The sequence below is a fragment of the Cryobacterium sandaracinum genome (assembly GCF_004403415.1).
Lineage (GTDB): Bacteria > Actinomycetota > Actinomycetes > Actinomycetales > Microbacteriaceae > Cryobacterium > Cryobacterium sandaracinum.
Genome location: NZ_SOGO01000010.1, coordinates 40,962 through 65,822, shown reverse-complemented (window position 1 = coordinate 65,822; position 24,861 = coordinate 40,962). Strand labels below are relative to the sequence as shown.

General features: G+C 62.0%; 16 protein-coding genes. 4 read left to right on the top strand and 12 right to left on the bottom strand.

Annotated features, from left to right (window positions below; genetic code table 11):
• Positions 1–4: 4 nt before the first annotated feature.
• Both E3T25_RS03235 and E3T25_RS03230 read right to left on the bottom strand, forming a co-directional pair.
• A complete protein-coding gene (locus E3T25_RS03235) occupies positions 5–2,263 on the bottom strand; it encodes a cell wall-binding repeat-containing protein (RefSeq protein WP_166785932.1) in 2,259 nt (752 codons plus the stop codon).
• Positions 2,264–2,451: 188 nt separating this feature from the next.
• On the bottom strand, positions 2,452–5,385 hold the full coding sequence (locus tag E3T25_RS03230; RefSeq protein WP_134372146.1) for a cell wall-binding repeat-containing protein: 2,934 nt from the start codon (positions 5,383–5,385) through the stop codon (positions 2,452–2,454).
• 207 nt (positions 5,386–5,592) lie between these two features.
• Between E3T25_RS03230 and E3T25_RS03225 the strand changes: the two genes are divergently transcribed.
• The 4 genes from E3T25_RS03225 (at position 5,593) to E3T25_RS03210 (ending at position 11,101) form a co-directional block, all read left to right on the top strand.
• Positions 5,593–7,536, top strand: a complete 1,944-nt coding sequence (locus tag E3T25_RS03225; RefSeq protein ID WP_166785931.1) for a cell wall-binding repeat-containing protein — start codon at positions 5,593–5,595, stop codon at positions 7,534–7,536.
• A 469-nt stretch (positions 7,537–8,005) separates the two neighbouring features.
• Positions 8,006–8,536: a hypothetical protein gene (locus E3T25_RS03220; RefSeq protein WP_134372142.1), complete on the top strand. Its 531-nt coding sequence runs from the start codon at positions 8,006–8,008 to the stop codon at positions 8,534–8,536.
• Positions 8,537–8,624: 88 nt separating this feature from the next.
• On the top strand, positions 8,625–9,707 hold the full coding sequence (locus E3T25_RS03215; protein WP_241980580.1) for an acyltransferase family protein: 1,083 nt from the start codon (positions 8,625–8,627) through the stop codon (positions 9,705–9,707).
• 659 nt (positions 9,708–10,366) lie between these two features.
• Positions 10,367–11,101: a hypothetical protein gene (locus tag E3T25_RS03210; protein WP_134372138.1), complete on the top strand. Its 735-nt coding sequence runs from the start codon at positions 10,367–10,369 to the stop codon at positions 11,099–11,101.
• Positions 11,102–11,185: 84 nt separating this feature from the next.
• Here the strand turns inward: E3T25_RS03210 and E3T25_RS03205 are convergent, their stop codons facing one another.
• The 10 genes from E3T25_RS03205 to E3T25_RS03165 all read right to left on the bottom strand — a co-directional run bounded on the left by E3T25_RS03205 (position 11,186) and on the right by E3T25_RS03165 (position 24,841).
• Positions 11,186–13,021: a DUF4012 domain-containing protein gene (locus tag E3T25_RS03205; RefSeq protein WP_134372136.1), complete on the bottom strand. Its 1,836-nt coding sequence runs from the start codon at positions 13,019–13,021 to the stop codon at positions 11,186–11,188.
• Between the two features lie 348 nt (positions 13,022–13,369).
• The gene (locus E3T25_RS03200; RefSeq protein ID WP_166784519.1) at positions 13,370–14,389 is read right to left on the bottom strand and encodes an LCP family protein; all 1,020 of its coding nucleotides are present in this window, start codon (positions 14,387–14,389) and stop codon (positions 13,370–13,372) included.
• Positions 14,390–14,412: 23 nt separating this feature from the next.
• Positions 14,413–15,726, bottom strand: coding sequence for a UDP-glucose dehydrogenase family protein (locus E3T25_RS03195; protein ID WP_134372132.1), 1,314 nt, complete (start codon positions 15,724–15,726; stop codon positions 14,413–14,415).
• 98 nt (positions 15,727–15,824) lie between these two features.
• The gene (locus tag E3T25_RS03190) at positions 15,825–16,829 is read right to left on the bottom strand and encodes a GDP-L-fucose synthase family protein (protein ID WP_134372130.1); all 1,005 of its coding nucleotides are present in this window, start codon (positions 16,827–16,829) and stop codon (positions 15,825–15,827) included.
• A gap of 2 nt (positions 16,830–16,831) precedes the next feature.
• Positions 16,832–17,884: a GDP-mannose 4,6-dehydratase gene (gene gmd / locus E3T25_RS03185; protein ID WP_134372128.1), complete on the bottom strand. Its 1,053-nt coding sequence runs from the start codon at positions 17,882–17,884 to the stop codon at positions 16,832–16,834.
• Between the two features lie 330 nt (positions 17,885–18,214).
• Complete coding sequence (locus E3T25_RS03180; protein ID WP_134372126.1) at positions 18,215–19,672, bottom strand: oligosaccharide flippase family protein; 1,458 nt, start codon at positions 19,670–19,672, stop codon at positions 18,215–18,217.
• Between the two features lie 178 nt (positions 19,673–19,850).
• Positions 19,851–20,675: a glycosyltransferase family protein gene (locus tag E3T25_RS17860; RefSeq protein WP_420898220.1), complete on the bottom strand. Its 825-nt coding sequence runs from the start codon at positions 20,673–20,675 to the stop codon at positions 19,851–19,853.
• 396 nt (positions 20,676–21,071) lie between these two features.
• Positions 21,072–22,247, bottom strand: a complete 1,176-nt coding sequence (locus tag E3T25_RS03175) for a glycosyltransferase family 4 protein (protein WP_134372124.1) — start codon at positions 22,245–22,247, stop codon at positions 21,072–21,074.
• Positions 22,238–23,653, bottom strand: a complete 1,416-nt coding sequence (locus tag E3T25_RS03170; RefSeq protein WP_134372122.1) for an O-antigen ligase family protein — start codon at positions 23,651–23,653, stop codon at positions 22,238–22,240. Before E3T25_RS03170 ends, E3T25_RS03175 begins: the two co-directional genes overlap by 10 nt.
• Before the next feature lie 114 nt (positions 23,654–23,767).
• Positions 23,768–24,841: a glycosyltransferase gene (locus E3T25_RS03165; protein ID WP_134372120.1), complete on the bottom strand. Its 1,074-nt coding sequence runs from the start codon at positions 24,839–24,841 to the stop codon at positions 23,768–23,770.
• Positions 24,842–24,861: the final 20 nt, after the last annotated feature.

The window sequence follows — 24,861 nt, the reverse complement described above, 5'->3', positions numbered from 1 at the left end:
CAGCTCAGCGGATGTATCCAGCCAACTGCGTCGCGACCGCTTCCGACACCGAGGCGGTACCGCCCAGAACGACGATCTTCGCCGGCTGCAACCGGTCCAGCTCCGCCGCAATCGATGCAGGAACACTGTCCGCGGTCACCAGCAGCACCGGCGCCTTGTTCTTGCCGGCCACAGGAGCCCCCGACAGGGCGTCCGGGAACTTTAGCCCGTTGGCGATGTAGACCACCGGCACCACCGCGGTGAAGTTGGCCTTCGAGATCGCCGCCGACGCATCGAACCGATCCGCCCCAGCCAAGCGTTCCACGGGCACGTTCACCGGGGCGTATTGCTGCAACAACGTCTGCACCGCCGCGCTCACCGACGCCGTGCCGCCGAGCACCACGATCTTGCCCGGCTTCAACCGCGCCAACTCAGTCGCAATCGTGGCCGGAATACCGTCCGACGTCACCAACAACACCGGGGAATTATTCTTGCCCGCCACCGGGGCGCCCGAGAGTGCATCCGGGAACTTCAACCCATTGGCGACATACGCCACGGCGACACCCGGATCAAAACTCGCCTTCGAGATCGCCGCCGACGCATCGAACCGATCCGCACCCGCCAAACGCTCCACCGGAACATTCACCGGAGCATATTGCTGCAACGACTTCTGCACCGCGGTGTTCACCGACGCCGTGCCACCCAGAATCACGATCTTGCCCGGCTTCAACCGCTCCAACTCCGTCGCAATCGATGCAGGAACGCCATCCGCGGTGACCAGCAACACCGGGGCATTGTTCTTGCCGGCGACAGGGGCACCCGACAAAGCATCCGGGAACTTCAACCCGTTGGCGATGTAGGCCACCGACACACCGGGTGCGAAGTTCGCTGCCGAAATCCCCGCCGAGGCGTCGAACCGGTCAGCGCCCGCCAATCGCGCCACACCGGGCGTCACGACAAAGTTCGCCGAGGCATGGTAGCTCCCGGTCTTGTCGGGGCCATCGCACCCTGAACCTTTATTCGGGCTGCTCATGAATACCGAGTAGGCGCCGGCGGCAGGTACGGAGAAGCTGGTCGACTGCGAACCGTTGGTATCGATCCGCTGCCAGCCTGTTCCTGTCAGGTCGAGCCCTGCAGATCCCTCGGGATCGACCCCGTCCGGAAGCACCTGCACCAAGATCCAGCCGGCCATGCAGGAGGTCGATATGAGTGCATCGAAATTCACTGTGACGGCATATCCCGCAACAGCAGCGCCGACGTTGCTCGCCGTTACTTCATATCGGCTGTCTGTTCCAGGAGCCAAAACGGCATCTTTCCCTGCCACGACGCCTTGAAATGGAACAGAGAAGTACTGTGCCGCAGCTCGTGAGGTCTGGTCATTCCACCATTCCGAAGCGTGAGAATCCGCCCCGAAATGCAGAGTGGTGGCGGCGGCACCGACTCCGGAGATTGTGAAATCACCATTGCTATTCGCGGCGGCACCCCCGATATAATCGCCGTCCGAGTTGTACGCACCTACACCCGCGCGGGTGAGGTTCAGGCTGGGCGAGCCCTGCCCTTTGATATTTCCGCTGACAGAGGCGCCACGGTTGAGTACTGCATCTTTCCCGGTAGCCATTTGACCAGCAGCGACAGGGAAGTAAACAGCCGTTGCACGTAAAGGCGAATTACCCCACGATTCCGTAGCGTAATTCGAGACTCCGTAGGACAGGAACGTGAGCGTGTAGGAATTCGCGCTCAACCCGGGTACCGAGTAGTTGCCATTTGCGTCCGTGGTCGTGTTGGAAACCTGTTCCCCGTCGGCAGCATAGACGAGGACGTTCAGACCCTGCAGGTTCATGTTCGGAGTGCCTTCCCCCTTCACGTTTCCGCTGATCGATGCAGCAGGCGTCAGGACGGCATTCTTCCCCGTCACAACCTGTCCGGTGGTGACACCGAAGTAGACGGCGGATGTTCGTGTCGGCTCAGCACCCCACCACTGCGCCGCATAGGCGATTGTGGACGAGACGAAGCTGAACTCGAGCGTGTAGGAACCAGCCGGAAGATTGGCGACCAGATAGTTGCCGCTCGCATCTGTCTGCGCGGAGCCTTCCCATTCTCCGATAGGTGTTCGCACAGAAACGGACGCACCCTCCAGGTTCACGTTCGGAGACCCTTGCCCTTTGACGTTGCCGCTGATCGATGCAGTCCCGGTAGCCGCAACAGCCGGCACCGCCTCGCCGCCGACAACCGCACCGGCCCCGACCAGGCCACACAGCAGCGCCACAACGGCGACCCACGTCACGCCGGGCCGCCGCCACCTCCGCCCGCTCTGCCCAGCATCCGAAACACTTGAATTCATGACGCGAGAAGCCGACACGGGTTTCCTCCCCCAGTGGTGCGATCACAGCGTTCCCAAGAGGGAGCCCAATACGTCCAACGTATCGGCGGCCCCGCACAGAGGTGAACCCCCAATCCGGGCCCCCGACCAGCTCAGCGGATGTACGCAGCCAACTGTTTCTCAACGGCTTCTGACACCGAGGCGGTACCGCCCAGAACGACGATCTTCGCCGGCTTCAACCGCTTCAATTCGGCCACAATCGACGCAGGAATTCCGTCCGCAGTGACCAGAAGCACCGGTGCCTTGTTCTTGCCCGCCACCGGAGCACCCGACAGGGCATCCGGGAACTTCAACCCATTGGCGACGTAGACCACCGGCACCACCGCGGTGAAGTTGGCCTTCGAGATCGCCGCTGACGCATCGAACCGGTCCGCCCCAGCCAAGCGTTCCACGGGCACGTTCACCGGAGCGAACGCCTGCAACGACTTCTGCACCTGGGCGCTCACCGACGCCGTGCCGCCGAGCACCACGATCTTCTTCGGCTTCAACCGCTTCAATTCGGCCGTAATCGACGCAGGAATGCTGTCCGCTGTCACCAACAACACCGGGGAATTATTCTTGCCTGCCACGGGGGCGCCCGAGAGTGCATCCGGGAACTTCAACCCATTGGCGATGTAGGCCACCGGCACTCCCTCGCTGAAGTTCTTCGCCGAGATCGCCGCCGACGCATCGAACCGGTCCGCGCCCGCCAAACGCTCCACCGGAGCGAACGCCTGCAACGACTTTTGTACCGCGGCGTTCACCGACGCCGTGCCACCCAGGATCACGATCTTCTTCGGCTTTAACCGCTTCAATTCCGTCGCAATCGTGGCCGGAATACCATCCGCGGTCACCAACAGCACCGGGGCATTGTTCTTGCCCGCGACAGGCGCCCCCGACAGGGCATCCGGGAACTTCAACCCGTTCGCGATGTACGCCACCGACACACCGGGGTTGAAGCTCGCCTCTGAGATCGACGCCGACGCAGCGAACCGGTCCGCGCCCGAAAGGCGAAGCACCGCAGGGATTGGAACCTTCGGAACCACCGGGACCGGCAACACGGGAGTCACCGCGTTGCTGGGTGCCGATGCTGCGGAGGCACCGACCGAGTTGTCGGCCGTCACGCTGAACCGGTAGCTGGTGCCGTTGGTCAGACCCGTGAGCGTGGCGGTGAGCGCACCACCGGTGGTGACCGTGGCCCCGCCGGGAGTCGCGGTGACGGTATAGCTGGTCACGGGTGTTCCGTCGTTTGCCGGCGCAATCCAGGAGACCACGGCTGACGCATCACCGGCAACCGCAGTGACGTTTATCGCCGCCGCAGGCACCGTGGGCACCGCGGGCGGGCTCACTGTGAACGTGTGTGGGAATCCGGTCAGCGGGTCGCTGCTCCCTGCGTTGCCCGCCATGTCGGTCAGCGGTCGCAGCGCGACTTCCCAGGCGCCGGGCGTGAGGTAGTCGGTCTGAAGCTCAACCGTGTGCTGGTAGATCCCGTTCTGCGGGGTTCCCGAGCTGAGCGACATCCTGGAATTCGAGGCCAGGATACTTGTCCATCCGTTTCCCCCGTCCTGGCGCAGGTCGAAGACCGGCGTAACCAGGCCGGACACGTCATCCGTTACACGGGCGGTCACGGTGATTTTCTTCAGGCCGGTACCGGCTGTCACCATCTTGGGGGTGAAGTCGAACGCCATCAGCTGAGGAGCCTGCGTATCGACGGCCAAGGCAGGTGCCGGCACCCGGGACAGGGCGACCTTGACCGTGGCGACGCCACCGGCAATATTCAGTACGGTGACCGTTACGCCGCCAGAAGGCAGTGTTAAGCGTTCACCGGTCTTCAGATACTGCCGACGACCCGTGACCGTAGCCGGGTCAAAGGTCTGCAGAACCGTCGATGCTCGATCATGGATGGCTAACACTCTCACCCCAATGCCGATCGGGCTTGCCCTGTCCAACTGAGTAGCATATCTGGCGGCGGCATCGAATCCGTCCCCACCACGGAACTCAACGAAATAGACCCGGTTCGTTTGCGGATCTGTAACTCTCAGATTGCGTCTACCCGACGTTTGCCCCGTGGAGGACAGCACTGACGTGGTTTCGCCGGCAGAAACACCCGTTGGCAGAGTCACCGCCAGCTCCTCACCGCTGGCCAGGGCGTTAAGGCGATACTTGTTGGTCGCGTTGAGAGCTGTCGGGGCGCTAACCGAGTCAAAGATGCTGGCGCTAGACCCCATAATGTCGTAGGCGTCTCCGTAGTCATGGTCGGTGCAGTCTTCGGTCAGTTGGAGTTCGGCGAGCCGGGAATCAGCGCAATAGTGCTCTTTCGAGTGGAAAAGCCCGAGATTGTGTCCGAATTCGTGTGCCATCACATCGACGCCGGCAGACCGAATCCAAATCTCGCCACCGTTCGCTGTACTTACCGAGGCAGAGGGGCCGCCCACCGTTCCCATGCCCGAAGCCTGTGCTGGGCAGTCAGAGGGCACGAACACCACCAAATGCTGCGACTTCACGTTGAGGTAGTCCCAATCCCCTTTGCCGAATTCAGCTGAGGCTTCGTCCCACAGCCCCGAATAGTCAGCGCAGTCGAGCTCGCTGCTATAACGGAGGATCTTCGGGCTCACCGTGACTGAGGCAACTTGGCCGTTGGTCTGCGACTTCCAGTACTTTCCCGTCTGCTCCATCAGCGAGCGAATGCCCGCATCGTCGAGCACCATAGAGGAACCCCATTCGTCCCATCCCGCCAACGGAACAACGGAACCCTTCCAACCGGCCGGGGTCACTACCGCGACGTCGACGGTGTGGACCGACTGCGCAAGCGGGGCGATAGAGAACGGGAGTGCACCATCGGGTTCCGGCGCTTCCGAAGCAGCCGGCAACCCCAGGTCTTCGGGCATGACCATGTCATTCTCGAACGACACCGAGGCCGGGACCTCCGCACCGAAAACCGGCTCATCACCGAGGCCGAACGCCGCGCCACCGGGAGTGAGTGTGACCCCCAGCGCAACTGTAACCAGTATTGCGGCATGCTGCCGCGCCCATCGCAAACGCCCCATGAAAATCCCCCATTGCCAGCACTTTGTGGGCGTCGCCCGATGTAAGTAGACCACAAACCGGCCTGGTCAGAAGTGACCCGATTAAGGTGCCACCCGAACGAGGGCAGGCGGACTTGAGGATCCGTTAGATACTCTGTGCAACCGGCCATTACGATGAGAGAGCCGGGACGGGGCAGCATCTGCTGGTCTCACTTTCTAGGGACGCAGATGGAAATCCACGCAGGCCTCGACACACCCTCCCGCCCCCGTCGCCGCATCCGTCTACGCAGAGCCGTGACCGCCCTGCTGACAGCCTTATCCCTGGCTGCCTCAGCCCTCGTCTTCGCCCCCGCCGCCTACGCGGGCACCGACGACTACCCGGCCCAGTGGCGCAACATCCCCATCGACACCGTGTTCGACACCTGGCGCATGTACAACCGCGAGTGCACGTCGTTCGTGGCCTTCCGCCTCAGCTCGCGAAACGGCTTCGAGATGCCCTTCTACAACGACGCCAGCGGGTGGGGCGCCGACGCCCGGGCCCGCGGCTACACCGTCGACACCAATCCTACGGTGGGTGCCGTGGCCTGGTGGTCCTACGGCCACCTGGCCTGGGTGGAGGCCGTGAACAAAGACGGCACCATCGTCACTGAGGAGTACAACTGGCGCGTCGACGGCGTGCCCGACGGTGCCTATCACCGACGCACGATCGCGGCCACCGCCCCCACCGGCTACATCCACTTCAAAGACGCAGGCTCGCCGCTCTCTGAGGGTGTCTTCGTGCTCCACGGCGGCCACGTCTACCGCATCGTCGGCGGCGCCCCCGTCTACGTCTCCGACTGGGCCGTCTTCGGCGGACCCCAGCCGCTGATCACCCTCTCCGACGGCCAGTGGGCCAAACTGCCGCAGCACCCCGCCGACGGCACCTTCGTGCTCTCCAAGCCCAGCGGCGAGGTCTACCGTATCGCGGGCGGCGCACCGATCTACGTGTCGACCTGGGCGACCCACGGCGGCCAGCAACCCACCGTGGCGATCGGCGGCGACACCATCCGCAACGCCGGGGCACCGGATGCCGCGGGCCGGTGGAGCCACCTGCGCCGCTATCCCGCAGACGGCACCTTCATCACCGCCAAGCCCAGCGGCCAGGTCTACCGGGTGAACGGTGGAGCCCCGAGCCCGGTGACGGACTGGGCCAGCGTCGGCGGCGTTCAATCGTCGGTCACCATCGGCGACGACGACATCCAGCAGGCCGGCACGGTGGACCCGGCCAGCCGGTGGAGCCACCTGCGCGCCCGTTTGTCGGGGAGCGATCGGTTCGCGGCGTCGGCGGCCATCTCCGCGGCGAACTTCGGCCCGGGAGCCCCGGTGGTGTACATCGCCAGCGGCACCAATTTCCCGGATGCCCTCTCGGGCGCCCCGGTCGCGGCCAAAAACGGCGCCCCCGTGCTGCTCGTGCAGCCCGACGGCATCCCCGCCGTCATCCAGGCCGAGCTGTCGCGACTGAAACCCGCGCGCATCGTCGTTCTGGGCGGGGAGAGCTCGGTGGGCGCCGTCGTGGCCGAGCAGCTGTCCACGTTCACCTCCTCGAGGGACGTGACCCGGCTCTTTGGCCCGGATCGCTTCGCCGCCTCGGCCGCCATCTCAGCCGCCAGCTTCGCCCCGGGCGTGCCCGTGGTCTACGTGGCCAGTGGCCTCAGCTTTCCCGACGCACTCTCCGGAGCCCCGGTCGCCGCCCAAGCCGGCGCCCCCGTGCTGCTCGTGCGGCCAGACGCCATTCCGACCGAGATCCAGGCCGAACTGACCCGCCTGCGCCCGTCGCGCATCGTGCTGTTGGGTGGAGAGACATCCGTGGACCCGAACGTCGCCGCCCAGCTCGCGCTGCTTGCCCCCGGCGGGGCGACCCGACTGCACGGGCCGGACCGATTCGCCGCCTCCGCCGCGATCTCAGCCGCCACGTTCGCCCCCGGCATCCCGGTGGTCTACCTCGCCAACGGCTACACCTTCCCGGACGCCCTCTCCGGCGCCCCGGTTGCAGCCAAGAACGGCGCCCCCGTGCTGCTCGTGCAAGCCGACAGCATCCCCGCCGTCATCCAGGCCGAACTCGACCGGCTACGCCCCACCCGCATCATCGTGCTCGGCGGCGAGAACTCCGTGAGCAGCGCCATGCTGCCCTAACCGGCCCGTCAAAGCCCCGCACGAACCACAGCCCGCGGCCCCAAGGGAATCACCAACACATCCAAAACTGGGTTCAGTTTGCCGAGTGCAGCCCGAAATGGGGGTCGAAAGGCCGCACAAACGGCGGCTAGACACAGGGTGCCGCCCGAGCGGCCAAACCAGAAAGCCTGACCTCATGCGAGCAGCCCACCTCCTGGCCACAATCCATCGGGCTGCGTCATTCGGGGTGATTATCGTTACCTCCGTAGTAATCGTGGTCGGCTCGACTGGCCTTCCATCCGCTGAAGCCTCCGAGCCCAGAACTTTGGCGCTACCCGCCGAAGTCGCCGCAGCGACTACAACCGAACCGGTGTCACGACTAGAGGGGGGCCTCTAGGCTTGCAGAGCGCGGGGGTGTTTTGCGCAGGGACATGGCGCGCCGCCGAGAGGTAGCGCCCACAACATCTTGGGGGGCAGCATGCTGCGCAGATTGAATCGTCATGGGGGCACGGCACTCGCTGGAGCCGCCCTGGTTGCCGGCGTTCTGATGGTGAGCGGATGCGCCGACGACTCCGAGGCACAGGGCGTCACCCCGAAACGGGCCGAGGAAACCACGACCACCAGCATGGTCGACGCGGCCATCGCCGCCATTGAGCCCTCCCTGATCGACCACGTCGACCTGGTGAACGCGTCAGTGGGCTGCTTGGGCGCGGACGGCAGCCCGCAGGCCTCGGTGCACGCCTGGCAGAACATGCGCTATGTCTGGCTCATCAGCGGATCCGAGCCGCTGGACGTAGCCGACGCACTGGTGCAGACGAACGAAAAGGCCGGCTGGACCACGCCTGTGATGGGGAATGAGACGGGCGAGAAGCCCGGCGGCGTAGCGAGAACAGTGGTTCTGGTTCCGGCGGGTGACACCGGTAATGCGCCCGCGCTGAGAATCTCGATCGGGTCGAACCCGGCGCTCCCGCCCGTGCTCTACCTCAGCTCGACCAGCCCCTGCTTCGACGGCACGACTTAGGGCCTGTTACCCTTTGAGCCGGATCGTGATGGGCTCAGGTACGCCGATACGGTCTGGTGACACTGCTCGATTTATCGAAGGACCATTGGTGCCCGAAACACGTAGACACGGGCGCATCGAAGGCCTCGACCTCATTCGCGGCCTCGCCATCGGGCTGGTCCTGCTGCGCCACGCGTGGCCGTCCACGTTCGGCGGCGGCGGCATCGTGGGTGTCGTCATGTTCTTCGCCCTCAGCGGCTACCTGATCACCGGGCTGCTCCTCTCCGACATCGGTCGCTTCGGTCGGGTGCGATACGGCCGCTTCTACCGCAATCGCGCACTACGACTGGTTCCCGCGCTGGTGCTCATGTTGGGTGTTCTGGCCGTGGTCACGCTGATTCTTGACCCCTGGGGCGATAGGGCCGGCCTTGGCCGTGCCCTGCTCATCGGCATCACCTACACCGGCAACCTGCCGATCCCGCTGGGCAGTTCGGGCATCAGCCACCTGTGGACGCTGGCCACCGAGGAACAGTTCTACCTCGTCTGGCCGATCCTGCTGGCCATCGGGGTGCGGTTCCGTCGCATGCGCTGGGTGCTGGCGGGATCGGTGCTCGCCATCGCCACCGTCATGATCGCGTCGATGCTGATGACAGCCCCGGACATTACGCGCATCTACACGCTGCCCAGCTCCTGGGCGATCGCGATGGTGATCGGCGCCGCCGCCTACGTGGGTCAGGATGCTCTGGGCCGGCTCCTCCCCAAATCCGGCATTCCGCGGGCTGCGCTCTCACTCCTCAGCCTGGGCATTCTGATGGTGATCACGTTCTCCCCTATCGCCAAGAACTCGCACCTCACCTACCTGGCCATCAGCCCGCTGGTGGCTCTCCTGACAGCGGTGCTGATCTTCCACCTGCGGGAGTGGAAGAGTCTCCCGGCGCGGTGGCTGAGGCCCGCACTGGCTCTCGGCACCATCTCGTATGCGGCGTACCTGTGGAACTACCCGGTGGTGCTGTGGCTGAGTGCCACACCGGCCATCCCGCACGGCCCTCTGCTCTCCCTGCCGATCACCCTGCTCGCGGCAACGATCAGCTGGTGGCTGGTGGAGCGCCCGTTCCTCGCCTGGAAGTCCAGGCTGGACGCCCAACCTTCCGTGCCCGCGCAGAGTGCTCCGGCACGACTGAAGCAGTCCTGAAACGGGAGTGGTCGACTCGCGCCGTCGTCGCCCATCTCCGCCACGAAATCCGTCCCGGGCCCCGGCCGCCGAATTCTGCGTTCATTTGGGGGGGGGGGGGGGCACCGCTCCTAGGGGCACCGCCACTGGGGGCACAAGTTCGCCTCGTGCGCCGCTCAGCGCCGCTCAGCGCTGCATAAGCTCTCAACGTGACCACGCCATTGGAGTGCCCCGGATGTCGCCATTCCGCAACCTCGGTCGGCGCCAGGTTCACCCTCACCAGCTTACTGCGACGGCCCCGGCCCACCGAGTGCCGCCAGCCGTTGGTACTTCTGGACGAGTTCGGACCATTCGACCAGGAATGCGGATGTTGGGATGCCTTCCACACACTCGCACAAGGCCGCCGCTCCACCACGCGAAACCCCTGCATACGCCAAGAGCCCGCCAGTGCACGCCCACCCCCTTTTTGGGGACGCAGGATCGTATTCCACACGATCACACCCGCCATAAGCTAAAACGTGACTAGGATCCGCCCCGAGCAGATGGGGCACAAAGCTCTGCTCCGACGTGGGCGCAGTCACAAGCGGCTTCAATACGCGTTTCTCTTCGTCGCGGCCGCCGCCGCGGGAATCACCGGTTTTGCCGCTATCACCATGACGCTCTAGCGACACAGGCTTCAGATGACTACGTCGGCAGCCTGGGGGGCGGCCATCGCCGCCGGATCGTTGGCCTTAGCGCTCTCGATCGGCTCTCCGGCGATCATGGCCTGGGCCGAAGAACCGCCCTCAACGGCGACCAACGAAGAGCCGGTCGTAACGTCGGATGATTCGACCGTTCCAGTACCGGAGACCCCGCCCGAAACGTCCACCCCGGTCAACCCGAGCCCGGTTGACACGCCGGCCACTGACACACCCGAACCGGAGGTCAGCCAAGCGCCGACGGAACCGGCACCCGCCGACCTGACCGTTGCACCCGAAGCCGTTGCTCCCGCGCCTGTGACCCAGGAGAGCCCGACCACGACCTCGAATGAAGAGCCGGCGGGGAGCCGCTCGCAGTACAGCAGATCGAATTACAGCAGCTCGCGGTCCAGCGATCGAGACTCGGACGAGAAAACAGCTGTGGATGCCTCAGACCTGAGCGTGCTCGGCATCACGACGACCACGCCAACTGCGCCTCTTCAACTGCAGCTGCAACCTGAAACCGCAGCCACCTCGGAGGCCACCGCGACCCCCACCCCGTCCGAGGTGCTCGACTCGGCGGACTCCGCCAGTTCCGTGGCCTCAAGCCTGTCTCCGCTCGCCGTCATTGTTCTGGTGAGCAGCCTGAGCCTGATCGTGCTGCTTGGCGTTGGAAACTTTTTCTATCGCACTCGCTTCGCCAATCGCCAGCAGCCGCGGTCTTTCCCCCGCCGCTGAGGCGCAGACTTACAGGGCGGCAGGAACGTCTACCGTGTTGCCAGCGAATCGGTGAGCCGCTCAGTTATCCGTGCACCCGCTTGTCTACTTCGCGGTACTGCAGCCGGGGGCGTCGACCGTGACCGCGGTCGGGTTCAGCATCGGCGTCGTGCGCAGTTCCGGTGCCGCGTAGGTGCCGGCGGGGCCAATGAAGACGGCCGTGACCGCGCTGGTCTGACCGGGGGTCAGCATGACCGAGAACCGTGCCACGGGCCGGCCGAGGTCGTCGGTGGTGGTCTCCAGACCGGCCCCGTCGACGGCGTCGATCGACGACGACACGAAGGTCGTGCCGGGAGGCCCATAGACGAAGACCTCGGTGCGGAACTGTTTGACGCCCCACGCGCCGCTGGCCACGTAGCTCGGAAGCACCGCCGCAAGTTCCGGCGTGAGGGTGGAGTGCAGCTTGGCCGTCGTGGTGAAGGTCGGGGTCGCCGCGGTGCAGACATCCGTACTGAGCGTCGCGCCGGTTTCGAGGTAGAAGTCCATCTTCGATGCCGACATATCCCGGAAGAATACCCCCGTGGTGGTCGACTCATCGTTGGTTGTGGGCAGGATGCCGGCGATGGGGGTGCCTTCGAGAATCTTCTGCTCCTCGGGGTGGGCGCTCCACGCCATGATGCGGTGCTCGCTGACACCTTGGGTGACGGCTTTCAACATGGTCTGCGGTTCGGCCTGCGAGTTCGTCACGGCGTCGAACATGGTTTTAGCGGCCTCGGCGAAGAAAGCGTCGGTCTGGTCAGGCCCATCCCGGCCCTGGTAACGGAAGTAGATTTCGTTCAGCAGCAGGGCCACGGCGTTGTCCTTCGAGAGCACATCACCGGTACTCATCGTGACCGGGCCAGTAGCGCCCAGCATGTGCGCCAGAGCGACGGGGTCGATCGAGATTACTCCGTCGACGGTTCCGCCGACGTCCCGTTGCCAGAACGCCTGCGCGATCTCGGCTGCGGTGGGGAAGTCGGGCCGGCTGGTCGCGAGGTTCAGTCTGGTGTACATCAGCGAGGTGAACAGCGAAGAGACTTTGGCGTCTTCTCCAATCGCCGGACTCACGGCGTCTTTCAGGAAGGTTTGGCTAGACGCCTGGCGGCCGATGCTGATCTTGCCGTCGAGCACGGTGACCTCGGTCAGGGCGGCGGCAGTGCCACCGAGCGCGGTTGTCTCAGCTAGGTTTTGGAAAACGAGAATGTAGGTACGTGGCCCCGAGGCTCCGAGCATGTCGGGTGCCACCGAGGTGAACGAGTTCACGTCCCTCACGCTAGTCGCCGCGCCGTCGAGCATGGTCGAGAGCTTGGTGCCGGCCGCGCTGATCTGCTCGATGGTGCCGTCGAGTTCAATATCGGCAACAGCTACCGCCGCCGAATCGAGCGCGGTGCTCGCCGTGGCGAGGGCTGTGTTCAGCTCCACGATCGGCCCGAGGTTAATCTTTCCGTCAACGGGCTTCAGCGACGCGGCACTCAGGCCTGACGCCACTGAGGCGATCGGCGCGACCGCATCCTGCGCCACTACGTCGATGGCCTCTGCCATCCGGCGCACGGCCGTGAAGTTGGTGCCGATGAATGGAACGATTTCCGCAGTCCGCCAGAGCGGGTCATGAGTCTGATCGACAGCCTTGCTCGTGGCGACGGAGAGTTTCGTAGCTGTGTCACCGACAGCCGCGAAGTCCATGGCCGTGGCCTGGGTCTTCAGGGCACCCACGAGGGTCTGCGCCTTTTCGAGCTCTGCTTTGGCAGTCAGCGCCCGGGACCCGGCCCATCCCCCGGCGGCACCGAGCAGAACGACGAGTCCGATGAGCACAGCGAGAGTGATCAGAACCCGGCGGTGACGGCTCTTTACCCCCCGAGGTCGGGCGTGAGCGGCGGCGCGGTCGTCGGTTGAATCAGTCACCTACGTACGCTAACCCATGCCGGCCATTCGCCCCGTATCTGCCAACGCGCGCAAAAACTCTGGGGCGACCGCACTGGTTGCACGCGAGTTATACCTACCAGCGCAGTTGCCGGGCTGCGATTTCGTCGCACTTGTCCGAACACCAGTACTTGCGGCTCGGGTCGCAGATCGGCCGCGAACATTGAAGACAGCGGTTGGTCCTGTTGAGACGCCATTGAAGGAAGGAAAAGCGTAACGAAATCGTAGGCATCGGGTTGCCTCCTCGGCCCCGCCCGGGTCAGCGGTGCCGCCACCATAGACCCGCCGCGGCTAAGGAGGAAGACCTGCACCGAACAGGCCCGTGGCCCGTCAACCCGCCGGCTGCAACTCCGGCTGGACCGCATCTAGAGTGCCCGTCTGAAACCCCTTCTGCACAGCCTTCAACTTGTCTTGATCGATAACGACGATCGACTGTCCATCCGGTGAGGTGCCAGTGCCCGTCGTCGGCAGAGTGAAGAACGTCACGTCGCCCACGCGCACGTCGCGAAGTTCCACGGCCAAACCGGCCACGTACGCCGAGTCCAACCCGTCGTCGACGGCAAGATAGGGAGCAATCGCCCCGACCAGGCCGCTAATCTTGGCCGGATTTGTGAGGGTTTCCGCTGTCAGCGACTTGCCGAGAACGGCCTTGATGAATGCCTGCTGGTTGCGTGCGCGCTGAAAGTCGCCGTCAGAGAATGCGTAGCGTTCCCGCACGAAGGCCAGGGCCTCCGTACCGTTCAAGAGGTGGGTTCCCTCGGCGAAGTAACGCCCCTTCAGATGGGACGAGTCGAATCCGATCGGATTGTCGATGTCGACGCCGCCCAGTGCATCTGTGATGCCCTTGAAACCGGTGAAGTCGACAATGGCTACATGGTCGATGCGCGCACCCAGCAGACCTTCAACGGTCTGCACAGCCAGTGGCACTCCACCATAAGACATGGCGGCGTTGATCTTGGCCTTGCCACGGCCCGGAATCTCGAGCCAGCTGTCACGCATAACCGACATGACGAAGATGTTCTCGCGGTCCGCCGGCACGTGCACCACCATGATGGTGTCCGAGCGCTGGCCGGTCAGGTCAGCGATGGACCCGTCGTTGGCACCGCGGGTGTCAGAGCCGAGTAGGAGGATGTTCTGCCCGCTCGTGCTCTGCCCGCTCGACGCATCAACAGGTGGCACCGTCGGGCGCGACGTCTCGTCGGGAAAGACATCCGGAATCTTCACTGTCTGGGTGTCAAACGTGTTGCTCAGGCTCCACGCATAGACACCCACAGCGCCGACAACGAGAAGAAACACTGCCACGATAGCGATGACAACAATCCGTAGCCCTCGGCGTTTCGGCTTCGTCACCGAGGAATGAGATAGGCCAGCCATTACGGCCGTCCGAGTCCCAGGTATGTCCAGCCCGCAGCGCGCCAAGCGGCAGCGTCGAGAGTGTTTCGGCCGTCGATGATGATGGGCACACGCACGAGTGTGGCCGCCGAGACCGGGTCGATCTGCTTGAACTCGGCCCACTCGGTGACCAGCACTACCGCGTCCGCGTTACGCAAGGTCTCCTCGATGCTGGTCGAGTAGGTGAGTTGCGGATGCCGCAACCGCGAGTTCTCAATTCCCTGCGGGTCCGTTGCCACCACATCGGCGCCGAGACCCCGCAGTTGCACGGCCACGTCCAGGGCTGGCGAGTCGCGCACGTCATCGGAGTGCGGCTTGAAGCTCAGCCCCAGCACGGCCACCTTGGCGGTGTAAACGGGCTTGTCCAGAGCCTGCAGGGTCATGGCAACGACCCGCTGCCGCTGCCGCAGGTTGATCGCGTCGACCTCCTTCAAAAAGGCGACCGAGTCTCCCCGCCCTAGTTCTTCGGCTCGAGCGGTGAACGCTCGGATGTCCTTGGGCAGGCAGCCGCCACCGAACCCGACGCCGGCGTTGAGGAACTTGCGGCCAATGCGCACGTCGAAGCCAATGGCGTCGGCGAGCTCGGTGATGTTCGCCCCAGAGGCATCGGCAATCTCCGACATAGCGTTGATGAAGCTGATCTTGGTGGCAAGAAACGCATTCGCCGAGACCTTCACAAGCTCGGCGGTGGCGTAGTCGGTGACGATCAGGGGCGTTTGCGCGGCCATAGCCGAGGCATAGACCTCGTTCAGCAAGGCCGTCGCCTGCTCGCCAGCCTCGCCGGGCGCAACGCCGTAGACCAGCCGGTCGGGGCGAATGGTGTCTTTCACGGCGAAGCCCTCGCGCAGAAACTCGGGGTTCCAGGCGAGGGTCGCGCCGCTGCCGGAAGCCTCGATCACGGCGGCAAGGCGAGCCGCGGTGCCAACCGGCACCGTGCTCTTGCCCACAACCAGGTCTCCGGCGGCGAGGTGAGGCAGCAGCGACTGTATGGCAGCGTCAACGTAGGTGAGATCGGCAGCGTGGCTGCCGGCCTTCTGAGGGGTGCCGACGCCGATGAAGTGCACCTCAGCGCCGGCGGCCTCGGCGATGTCGGTGCTGAAGCGCAGCCGGCCCGAGGCCATGGCCGACGTCAGGATCTCAGGTAAGCCCGGCTCGTAGAACGGCGGTTTCCCCGCGGCGAGCTGCTCGATCTTGTGGGCGTCGATATCGATGCCCACCACGTCGTGCCCGAGTTCGGCCATTGCCGAAGCATGCACCGCCCCAAGGTAGCCACAGCCGATAACTGAAATCTTCATGCGTTGTCTTCCATAAGGTTCAGCCTATTTGCGACTGCGCGACCGATTGGACCAATGTCGCCATCGCTCGCACCCACAACGGTTGGCCGACACCCCTGCTACTGCCTGATTGAGTTCGCGTGGTCGTGATACCACTCCACGGTTGAGCGCAGCCCGTCTTCAAGGCCAATCTGCGCCGTCCAGCCTGCCTGGGCGAGCTTGGACACGTCGAGCAGCTTCTGCGGGGTGCCATCTGGCTTCGTGGTGTCCCACTCTGTCTCACCGGTGAACCCGACCACCCGGGCCACGGTCTCCGCGATCTCACGGATCGTGACGTCACTCCCGGTGCCCACGTTGACCTGCTCCGGCCCGTCGTAATTCTCCAGCAGGTGCAGGCAAGCCGCCGCCATATCGTCAACGTGCAGGAACTCACGTCGCGGAGTGCCAGTACCCCAGTTGGTCACACTCGGCGCACCCGACTTCGCGGCCTCGTCGTACCGGCGGATGAGCGCCGGCAGCACATGCGAACCCGTGGGCGAAAAGTTATCTCCGGGGCCGTAGAGGTTCGTCGGCATCGCTGCGATCCAGGGAAGTCCGTACTGGCGTCGCACAGCCTGAATCTGGAGGATACCCGCAATCTTCGCGATCGCATACGCGTCATTCGTGGGCTCGAGATGCCCAGTCAGGAGAGAGTCTTCCCGGATCGGCTGCGGCGCTAGTCTAGGGTAGATGCAGGACGAGCCCAGGAACAGCAACCGCTCCACCCCATACTTCACGGCCGCATCGAGCACGTTGACCTGGATACGCAGGTTGTCGCTGAGGAAATCCACCGGGTAGGTGTTGTTGGCGAGGATGCCACCCACCTTCGCGGCGGCGAGAACGACGTAACGTGGCTTGGTCTCGGCGAAGAATGCGAAGACCGCGTCTCGGTCCTTCAAATCCAGCTCGGCCGATGACCGGCCGACGAGGTCCGTGAACCCTTCAGCCTCGAGGTGACGCCAGATCGCGGAACCCACGAGGCCGCGGTGGCCCGCCACATAGAACCGGGAAGCCCGCTCCAACGCCGCCGGAACGAAGGAATCCTGCTCCCGGTCGCCAGCAGTGGAGGCTGCAACGATAGCCATCGTCAGTTCGCTCCGACGCTGACGGGGGCAGTGCCCCAACTCGCAAGCTTGACCTCATCGATCCACCGGCTGCCGGAATGCCGCAGCGCCGTGATGTCAGCGTCAACCATGATGCGAGCCAGTTCAGCGGTATCGACAGTGGCCTTCCAGCCCAGCTTGGCTTCAGCCTTGGAAGCGTCACCCACGAGCGCATCGACCTCGGTCGGGCGAAGGTACCGCTCGTCGAACCGAACGTGGTCCTCCCAGTTGAGCCCTGCGTGGCTGAACGACGTCTCAACGAATTCGCGCACGGTGAAGTTGCCGCCGGTGGCGAGAACGAAGTCATCGGGCTCATCGACCTGCAGCATGCGCCACATGCCCTCGACATACTCCGCCGCATACCCCCAGTCCCGGATCGAGTCCAGGTTACCGAGATACACGTGGTCCTGCGTGCCGGCCTTGATCGCCGCGACCGCACGGGTGATCTTGCGCGTCACGAACGTCTCGCCGCGGCGCGGGGACTCATGGTTGAAGAGAATGCCATTGACGGCGAACATGCCGTAGGCCTCACGGTAGTTCTTCGTGATCCAGTAGCTGTACACCTTCGCCGCACCATACGGGGAACGCGGGTAAAACGGCGTCTCCTCATTCTGCGGCGGCGGGGTAGCGCCAAACATCTCGGATGAAGACGCCTGGTAGAAGCGTGTCGTAATGCCCGACATCCGCACCGCCTCAAGCAACCGAATGGTGCCCATCCCGGTCGTGTCCCCCGTGTGCTCAGGCTCATCAAACGACACCCGCACATGAGACTGCGCGGCAAGGTTATACACCTCATCCGGCTTGATCTCAGCAAGCAACGTCACCAGACGGCTGCCATCGCTCAAGTCACCGTAATGCAGGAACAACTTGGCCGCCGGGTCATGCGGATCCACATACAGGTGATCAATACGCGACGTGTTGAACGTCGACGCACGACGAATCAGCCCGTGCACCTCATAGCCTTTTGAAAGCAGCAGTTCGGCAAGGTAGGAGCCGTCTTGACCTGTAATACCGGTGATGAATGCGCGCTTTGCCATAGAGTTCCTTTTTCCTTAGCGGGCAGGGATCGACCGCTTGTGCGGTCATCTGCTGCCAAACCCCTGACCAGATAATCATATCGATCGATGGTGGCCGCCTCGCCTGGTTTGACCCGATCGTGACAACTGCCAAGGGCGCCCGAAGTCCAGCCGCAATGATCTGGTGTGATTCAGTGCGGCTGGCACAGACGGCCATCGTTTCGACAATTCGGTACTCGGTACTCGGTATTCGGTATTCGGTATTCGGTATTCGGTATTTGGTATTCGGTTAATTCTTCGAAGCTGGCACCACTGGCTTGTTCAACTCGAGCTTGGCCCGTGGTCGCAAGCTCACTGCGACGAACGCTTGGGGATAAAGCCGTACTGCCTCGCGATTACGACAGCGGGGATTTTCTCCCTGAATATGAAGAGTGCAAACACGACAACGGCAGCTAGGGAAAGTGTCCAGAACCATTCACTTGGATGATCTCCCGACATTGACGCCAGTTTTACTATCGCCCAGATGATCGCGCCGAGCGAGGCTGAGACGCTCGCAGCTAGAAGATAATTTTGAAGCAAACGTGGAACGTTGAGATAGCCACCCCGTCCCGCGAGCCACACTTGCCATGCATGGCGAACTATATTCGTTAGAAAGATCGCAACAATGGCAACGAAGATGTCTTCGTATAAGAATATAAGGGCAGCGGCACCCACTTGGAGCGAGATGAGAATAGCGTCGGTCGACCACACCCAGCGAAAACGGCCCAGAGCTTCGATCCCACTCGCCAACAAAGTTGTGACTATTTGAAGCCCCCCAGCGATGGCCAGCGGGCCGGCCAGCGAAGCAGCTATTTCCCAGCCAGGTCCAAAAACAACCGGCACGAGAGGAGGGATTAGTGCTGCACCACAGGCGCTCAACCCAAAAGCGATCCAGGCCGTGAGAATGAGCATGTCGGTCCAAACTCTTTTCGCGCGATGCGCATCTGCAATGTCATGCCTAAATTCCGGATACGCAGCCTTAATCAGGGCATTTTGAATGTGCTGGAACGGAATGACGGACACGACTTCAGCGCGATTCCAATGGCCTAAAGTCGCCGCACCAACCGCTCTGGTCAAACTGAACTTGGTTATGTTGCCAGTCAAATAGCTCAAGAAGCTGGCAAACATGAGCTTTCCACTAAACCCTATGTCTCCGTGTCCATGTTTAAGCTTCGCGAGACCGAGGAGCTGCCTGTCCGTTGCAAACAACGATCCTCCGAGAATGAGAAGCTGCGCCAAAGCCCCGGAGACAACAAGAGAACTCGCAGATTGCCAAGTCATGACCGCAATTGCGCCCACTGCCATACCCATCACGTTGCTTGCAACGGTGATCAAAGCCAATTGTCTGAATTTGCCTGAACGCGCCATCAAGCCAGTCGAGAGGCCTATAAATGGGCTTACGAATCCAATGATAGAAAGCCATCTGATCGGCTCCAATGCCTCGTCGACACCCCACAACCAAGTCCAAAATGGCGCGCTGAAATAGAGGGCCGATCCTCCGACTCCACCAAGAATCAACGCATAGCTAACCAGAGCGCGCAGTCGATCCCGGTTGAGATCCAGCATCCTCGAAACTGTTTGCCCAAGGCCGCCAGTCGCGAGGAGCGTCACGAGCCCTGTGACAGTTAGCGCGACAGCATAAGCGCCGAATCCAGCAGGAGTTACGAGCCGAGAGGTGACTGCTGCATACGCGAATTGCGTCACTATTGTTGCTATCTGCGCCCCATATATCCAAGCCGCACCTCTTAGGAGCCTCCGGCCGGTACTCAATCTTGTCTCGCGAACTCGGGTCCCTCAAGGACTAAGTCGAGAGGTGTAAGACGAAGGACCAGCCCTTTCCCCTGAACAGAAGGTTCGCAATGTGCCGGCAATCCGAAGTTCCACCGATTTGCACGATCAGAGCTTTCAGGAGCCAGGTGCCACCTAGCTATGGAATTGCTACACCGCATCAGGTGCTGTGCAGGGAGAGAGAATCAGGGTCCCATGCAGCCGAAGCCTTAATCGGATCAACTCGGGTGTTTTTGTAGTTCAGGAATTTAACGATTTGATCATCCTGCCGATAGAGAGCCTGGGAAAAACTCTGGGCTTTTCTGCCCGCCTCGAGTCGTTCAGCCGGCGTTGTCTCCGTGAGGACTCTTTCGATCGAGTCGACAAGACCCTCTTGAGACTTGCCGAAGATTAGAAACTCGTTGGTACTGGGAGGGAACAGTTCGTCGTAACCCGCGTGGTGCGTTGTCGCATGTATCGACCCCGCAGCTAGAGAAATCGGGAGTCGATCTGAGAAGTAACGTGGCTCGGTCGCGAAGTGGTCCCAGTTTGCGCTTATCCAAGCAGATCGAATCGCGTCATGTTGCAGAGCTGAGTCAACAGGGCCCATTGCTCCCGGGCCAGACCAGCCCCTCCCATAGAGTGCGAGTCGGTCCCCGAAACGTTCCTGCAGCTTGGCGATGAACTGAATGCGATCTTTCCAATTGGGAAGGCCCCGAAATCTGGGTATGTTTCGATTCGCGACTACTACGACGTCGAAGTTGCGCTTGCTCTCATCGCTAACACCCACATATCGGGCTCGATCCGGCTCAAATACATGTGGCGCCCAACGCACGTCACGGGCCCCATTGCGCCGGAAGTTGTCAGCGAAGACGCCAGAACCTACGGTGTAGACGACATCTGCGGCGCGGCCAGCTGCCCGAGCCTCGTGAGTCAGTGGATGTAAGTATCGGCTATAGGGATCGGCCTCGTGGTAGATGAGCTCAAATTGACACGTCTGCCGCATGGCTAGGAAATGATCGAGCCTGAGCCCAGTAGCACCCAGGTGCTGCATTAGAACAACATTTGGGCGGAAGTCCCGCACTCGCGCTATAAGGTCCTGTCGATGTCGTTCTGGATCACCACCATTGGAAATACGAAGTTGCAGGCTGAAAATACTAACGTCCTCGATCAAACCCGCCTCAGACAGGTTTGCGAAGGTCCTTCTGAACCCAACCTGCCTCGACAAACCCGATTCGTTTGGAACATACAGAATGCGGAGTCTATCCACGGACAATTTCTGTCTTCTCTCTATCGTGTGGGTTTGCTGCGCCAACGCAGGCCCGCGGATCACCGCATGCGGGCAACACCCCTCAGTGAGGCTACCTGAATTCTCAGCACCCCAACCAAATCGGACCTCCTCTCAACGCGGTTCTAGTGCCACGACCTTTTGATATTCTTGAAGGTACTGACTCGCGATCAACCGCGGGGAATATCGAGCGGTCATGAGTTCTTCAGCCCGAGCAACTCGAGCAGCGGTTCCTGTTGGGTCTTCCAGCGTTTTGGAGATGGCAGCGGCAACGACCTCAGGGTCCATCACGTCAACCAGCAGACCGCCCTCCCCCTCGAAAAGGGTCCACGCGACACTGCCTGAATCTATTCCCGCGACAATAGGAAGGCGAGCATTCATCGCTTCCAGCAGGCAAATCCCGTGAGATTCTTCTCGAGAGGTGTGGCAGAAAACCGTTGCATTCTTAAGTTCTGAAGCAACGCCGAATCGATTCGCTGGCCCAACAAACGTCACACCGAATTCCAAGCCTTTTTTAAGCGCCCAGATCTCCATCTCGCCTCCGCTTTGAAGCCCCGGCCCGACGAGTCTCAGTTCCGCCGCTGGATGCCTTCTGCGTACGAGAGAAAACGCTGCAAGGAGAGTTCTGACGTTCTTCAGGGGGGAAGAACTTGAAACATCGACAATTACGGGATGAGCGGTCGTTCTCGTAGCCGGGAATTCCATCTTGGGAACTGGGTTTGTGATCACTGGTATTTCGCGCCTGTAGAGCATTTGCCGAGTCCATCTCGTAGCAAGAGAGGGACTCACTGCGGTTAGGTTTTCAACAGATGCCCTAACGCGCAACGCCATGAAAGCTCGAATCAGACGATATCCATCCGGCATGTGGCGAAGAACTGTGAAAGGGGCGTCGTGAGCAGTGACGATCAGCGGTTGTGCGCGGGCATCAAGGCAAGCCTGGGCAAATTCGTAGGTCCAATGGGCGTGAAATACATCCGCATCGCATGCCGCAATTTCAAGTGCCAGAGCCTTTTTCTCTTGCCGAAATAAGTCAAGAGCCCTGTCCCTAGAACGCGAGCGATAGGGGACGACAGCGATCGATAAGCGCTCACCATTTACCCTCCAGACAGTACTGGGCGTCACCGAGGCGGTAATCAGGGAAACTTGATGGCCCATATCCAGAAGTTCCCGAACGAGGCTATTGACTGGGGTGCCGCCCATCCCTTGGGGAAAGGACAAGGTGGAGGAATAGGTCCCGAGGTCCGAGGCGAACTCTTCGGGGTTCGACGGGCCGACGACAGCTATGTGCATGTGGCACTCGACATTGACGCTTGGCCCGTCAGCCCAATGGAGTTCCTCGCGGATCTAGGCTTCCGCATATCGCGGGCCGCTCGAAGGGGCCCCGCGCTAGTGATAGGGCGTCTGGCGGGATGGCCGGGCCGCTCATATCTGGATGCCCCAGCGGGAGTCGCCTCTCTTGAACTGAGCAAGGCGAGAATCAATATAACTACGAAGCTGACGCCCGATAGCTGCGATTTGAGTGGTGCCTCCACAAGCGTTACGACGCCCCCTGCACTAAGCACGGCGAGCAGCAGGGGCCGGCTCATGGTGGTGGAGTTGAGGGCTCGCCCGAAGAGCACGGCGGTCAAGGTGCACAAGGCAATCACCCCCAACAATCCGCTGTCAATGAGCGTCTGCACGACTTGATTGTGCGCCTGTCCAGCATGCTCTGAAACGATCCATCCCATTCCTGACCGGTTCTCCACAGAGAGAACTTCAATTCCATGACCAATAATGGGTGAACTCAGGAACAAGGGCCATAGCGTTGTCCAAATTTGGACACGCCCTGAAAGCAGCACATCTGCGTCGATAGATTGAATCCCGAGCAACAGCACTCCAACGGTCGCCAGCCCGGCAGGGACCATCACGGCCAGCCGCGCCGTCCGCGCATGTGCGGCCTCGCCGCGTGCTCCCCAAAGAACGAGGAGCCCGACAAGGGCTGCCGCCCAACCGCTCCTCGACTGAGCGAACACGAGACAGACCAAGGCAGCGACCATGAAGACCCCTCGATAGCGCGACTGAGGGCGATTGAAGATTTCAATAAGAAACGCAACCGCAGCGACTGGTCCAAGCGCGTTGGGGTGAGTCGTGGCTCCCATCAGCTGACCGATACCGAGAAGGTCGCGTCCACCTCCGACCGCTGACCGCATCACATCATTCGGAGCCAAAGCCCAGAGAGCAAGCGAGAGCGCTATGGCGGTTCGAAGTATCGCCCTGCCATGCCAAAGCAGATTTTCGAAGCTTGCTTGGCTGCTTCCCACGATGAGCGCGATGCCGATTGTTATTCCAAGATTCATAACGTTCTGACCTTGAATAATTGAACTCACGGCCAGCACGCCCCAGAGCGCGACCGCGGCGAGAGCGACCCGAGACGTACGCCACCCCCTCTGCGGAACAGCGAGAACGAGCGCGAGACACAGCAGCATCGCGACAGCAAGGAACAGCTGCCACGCCAACGCCGAGGCGTTGGAGGGGGACGTTGTTAAGCCCTGATAAAAACCGGGATCCAGAGCCACCGGCGCAATACAACCAAATGCAAGCGACCAGATCGCGACGATCGATGCGAGGGGGCTGCCCTCGACGATGGACGTCACAAGCTTCGGCAGTATCACTACTACCCACGGAAATGCGACCAAGAGCGCGGCAATAACACTCATGTTTTGGACGACCCATTGCGTTAGCGAACTCAAAATACAAGCTTTCGTAAAAGACCTATCAGAACCAAGTAACGTGCCCGGGGCGTCATGGCACCTGAATATCCCGCGTTGGGGCTAGTCATCGGCTGCGCTCATTCCTTGATGGGTTACAGACAAGTACAGTGCCAAATACTCCCTCACACCCCGCCGTGCAGAGAAATCGATAATCGGCATTTCTGGCGTTTGGTCTTGTCCATCGCGAGCACGGACCGCCCCTAAGGCAGTCCGCCAACTATCTACATCAGTTCCCACGACTGACACGAGCGGCTGGGTGGTTGCCCAAGAAAGCCCCGGAGCGGGCGCGATAATCGAGGGCACCCCCGCAGTCAAAGCCTCTGCAAGCGCGACAGAGAATCCCTCGTGCTTGGAAGGCAGCAAGAACACATCTGCGTCCGAGAGGCTCTTCGCTGGGTCCCCCATCCCACGATGCAGCAATCGCCCTGCCAGGGCCAGCCGGTCAAGGATCGCGACCTCAAGCGGGCTCGCACCAACTTCACTCCCATGAAAGAACAAGTCAATCGGCAAGCCTTCGAGTGCTTCTAGGGCAAGTACCTGATTCTTTATCGGGGATGCGTTGCCGACGAGCACGGCCGATACTCTTGACCGTATTGAAGTCGGTCGAGATCTCCTCGCCCGTCCGACATGAAAAAAGCGATCATCAACCCAATTGTAGACAAGGTCGCATTCCCTCCCGAATCGGCGTTCATTATCCTGCACGTCAGGAGATGGCGCCACGAATCGCTCCACGAATCGGTCTGAGGCAAGGGCTTGTAGCCTACGGGACCGCAGACTCCTCCCCTTCGGTGCGAATAGACCGTGAATGGTACGAATAATTGGGGTCCTGGACGAGGCTAGACGCGAGGCGATCACAGCCGCTGAAAATGCCTGCTCCGCGTGAATATGCACCACATCCGGGGCCAGTCGCACGACCAGCTCAAACCAGGCCGCAAGTCCTCGTATTGTTCGCACTCTTGGAATGATGAAGACTTTGTAGCCAACTTGACGCAGTTCCTCCTCGAAAGAATTATTTTCGCCCTGACCAACAATGATCGTTTCGATCCCGGCATCATTAAGACTCCCGACAGCAGAAACAAGCATCCGTTCCATGCCGCTCGGCTGCAGCGAGCCGAGCAGGTGAAGTACTCTCATCCGATATCACTTTCTGACTG

What these genes read in the sequence shown, in the direction of transcription:
- E3T25_RS03230 (WP_134372146.1), bottom strand. Translation starts at nt 5,385, where the DNA reads ATGGGGCGTTTGCGATGGGCGCGGCAGCATGCCGCAATACTGGTTACA.
- E3T25_RS03225 (WP_166785931.1), top strand. Translation starts at nt 5,593, where the DNA reads ATGGAAATCCACGCAGGCCTCGACACACCCTCCCGCCCCCGTCGCCGC.
- E3T25_RS03210 (WP_134372138.1), top strand. Translation starts at nt 10,367, where the DNA reads ATGACTACGTCGGCAGCCTGGGGGGCGGCCATCGCCGCCGGATCGTTG.
- E3T25_RS03195 (WP_134372132.1), bottom strand. Translation starts at nt 15,726, where the DNA reads ATGAAGATTTCAGTTATCGGCTGTGGCTACCTTGGGGCGGTGCATGCT.
- E3T25_RS03190 (WP_134372130.1), bottom strand. Translation starts at nt 16,829, where the DNA reads ATGGCTATCGTTGCAGCCTCCACTGCTGGCGACCGGGAGCAGGATTCC.
- gmd (WP_134372128.1), bottom strand. Translation starts at nt 17,884, where the DNA reads ATGGCAAAGCGCGCATTCATCACCGGTATTACAGGTCAAGACGGCTCC.
- E3T25_RS17860 (WP_420898220.1), bottom strand. Translation starts at nt 20,675, where the DNA reads ATGCGGCAGACGTGTCAATTTGAGCTCATCTACCACGAGGCCGATCCC.
- E3T25_RS03175 (WP_134372124.1), bottom strand. Translation starts at nt 22,247, where the DNA reads ATGCACATAGCTGTCGTCGGCCCGTCGAACCCCGAAGAGTTCGCCTCG.
- E3T25_RS03170 (WP_134372122.1), bottom strand. Translation starts at nt 23,653, where the DNA reads ATGAGTGTTATTGCCGCGCTCTTGGTCGCATTTCCGTGGGTAGTAGTG.
- E3T25_RS03165 (WP_134372120.1), bottom strand. Translation starts at nt 24,841, where the DNA reads ATGAGAGTACTTCACCTGCTCGGCTCGCTGCAGCCGAGCGGCATGGAA.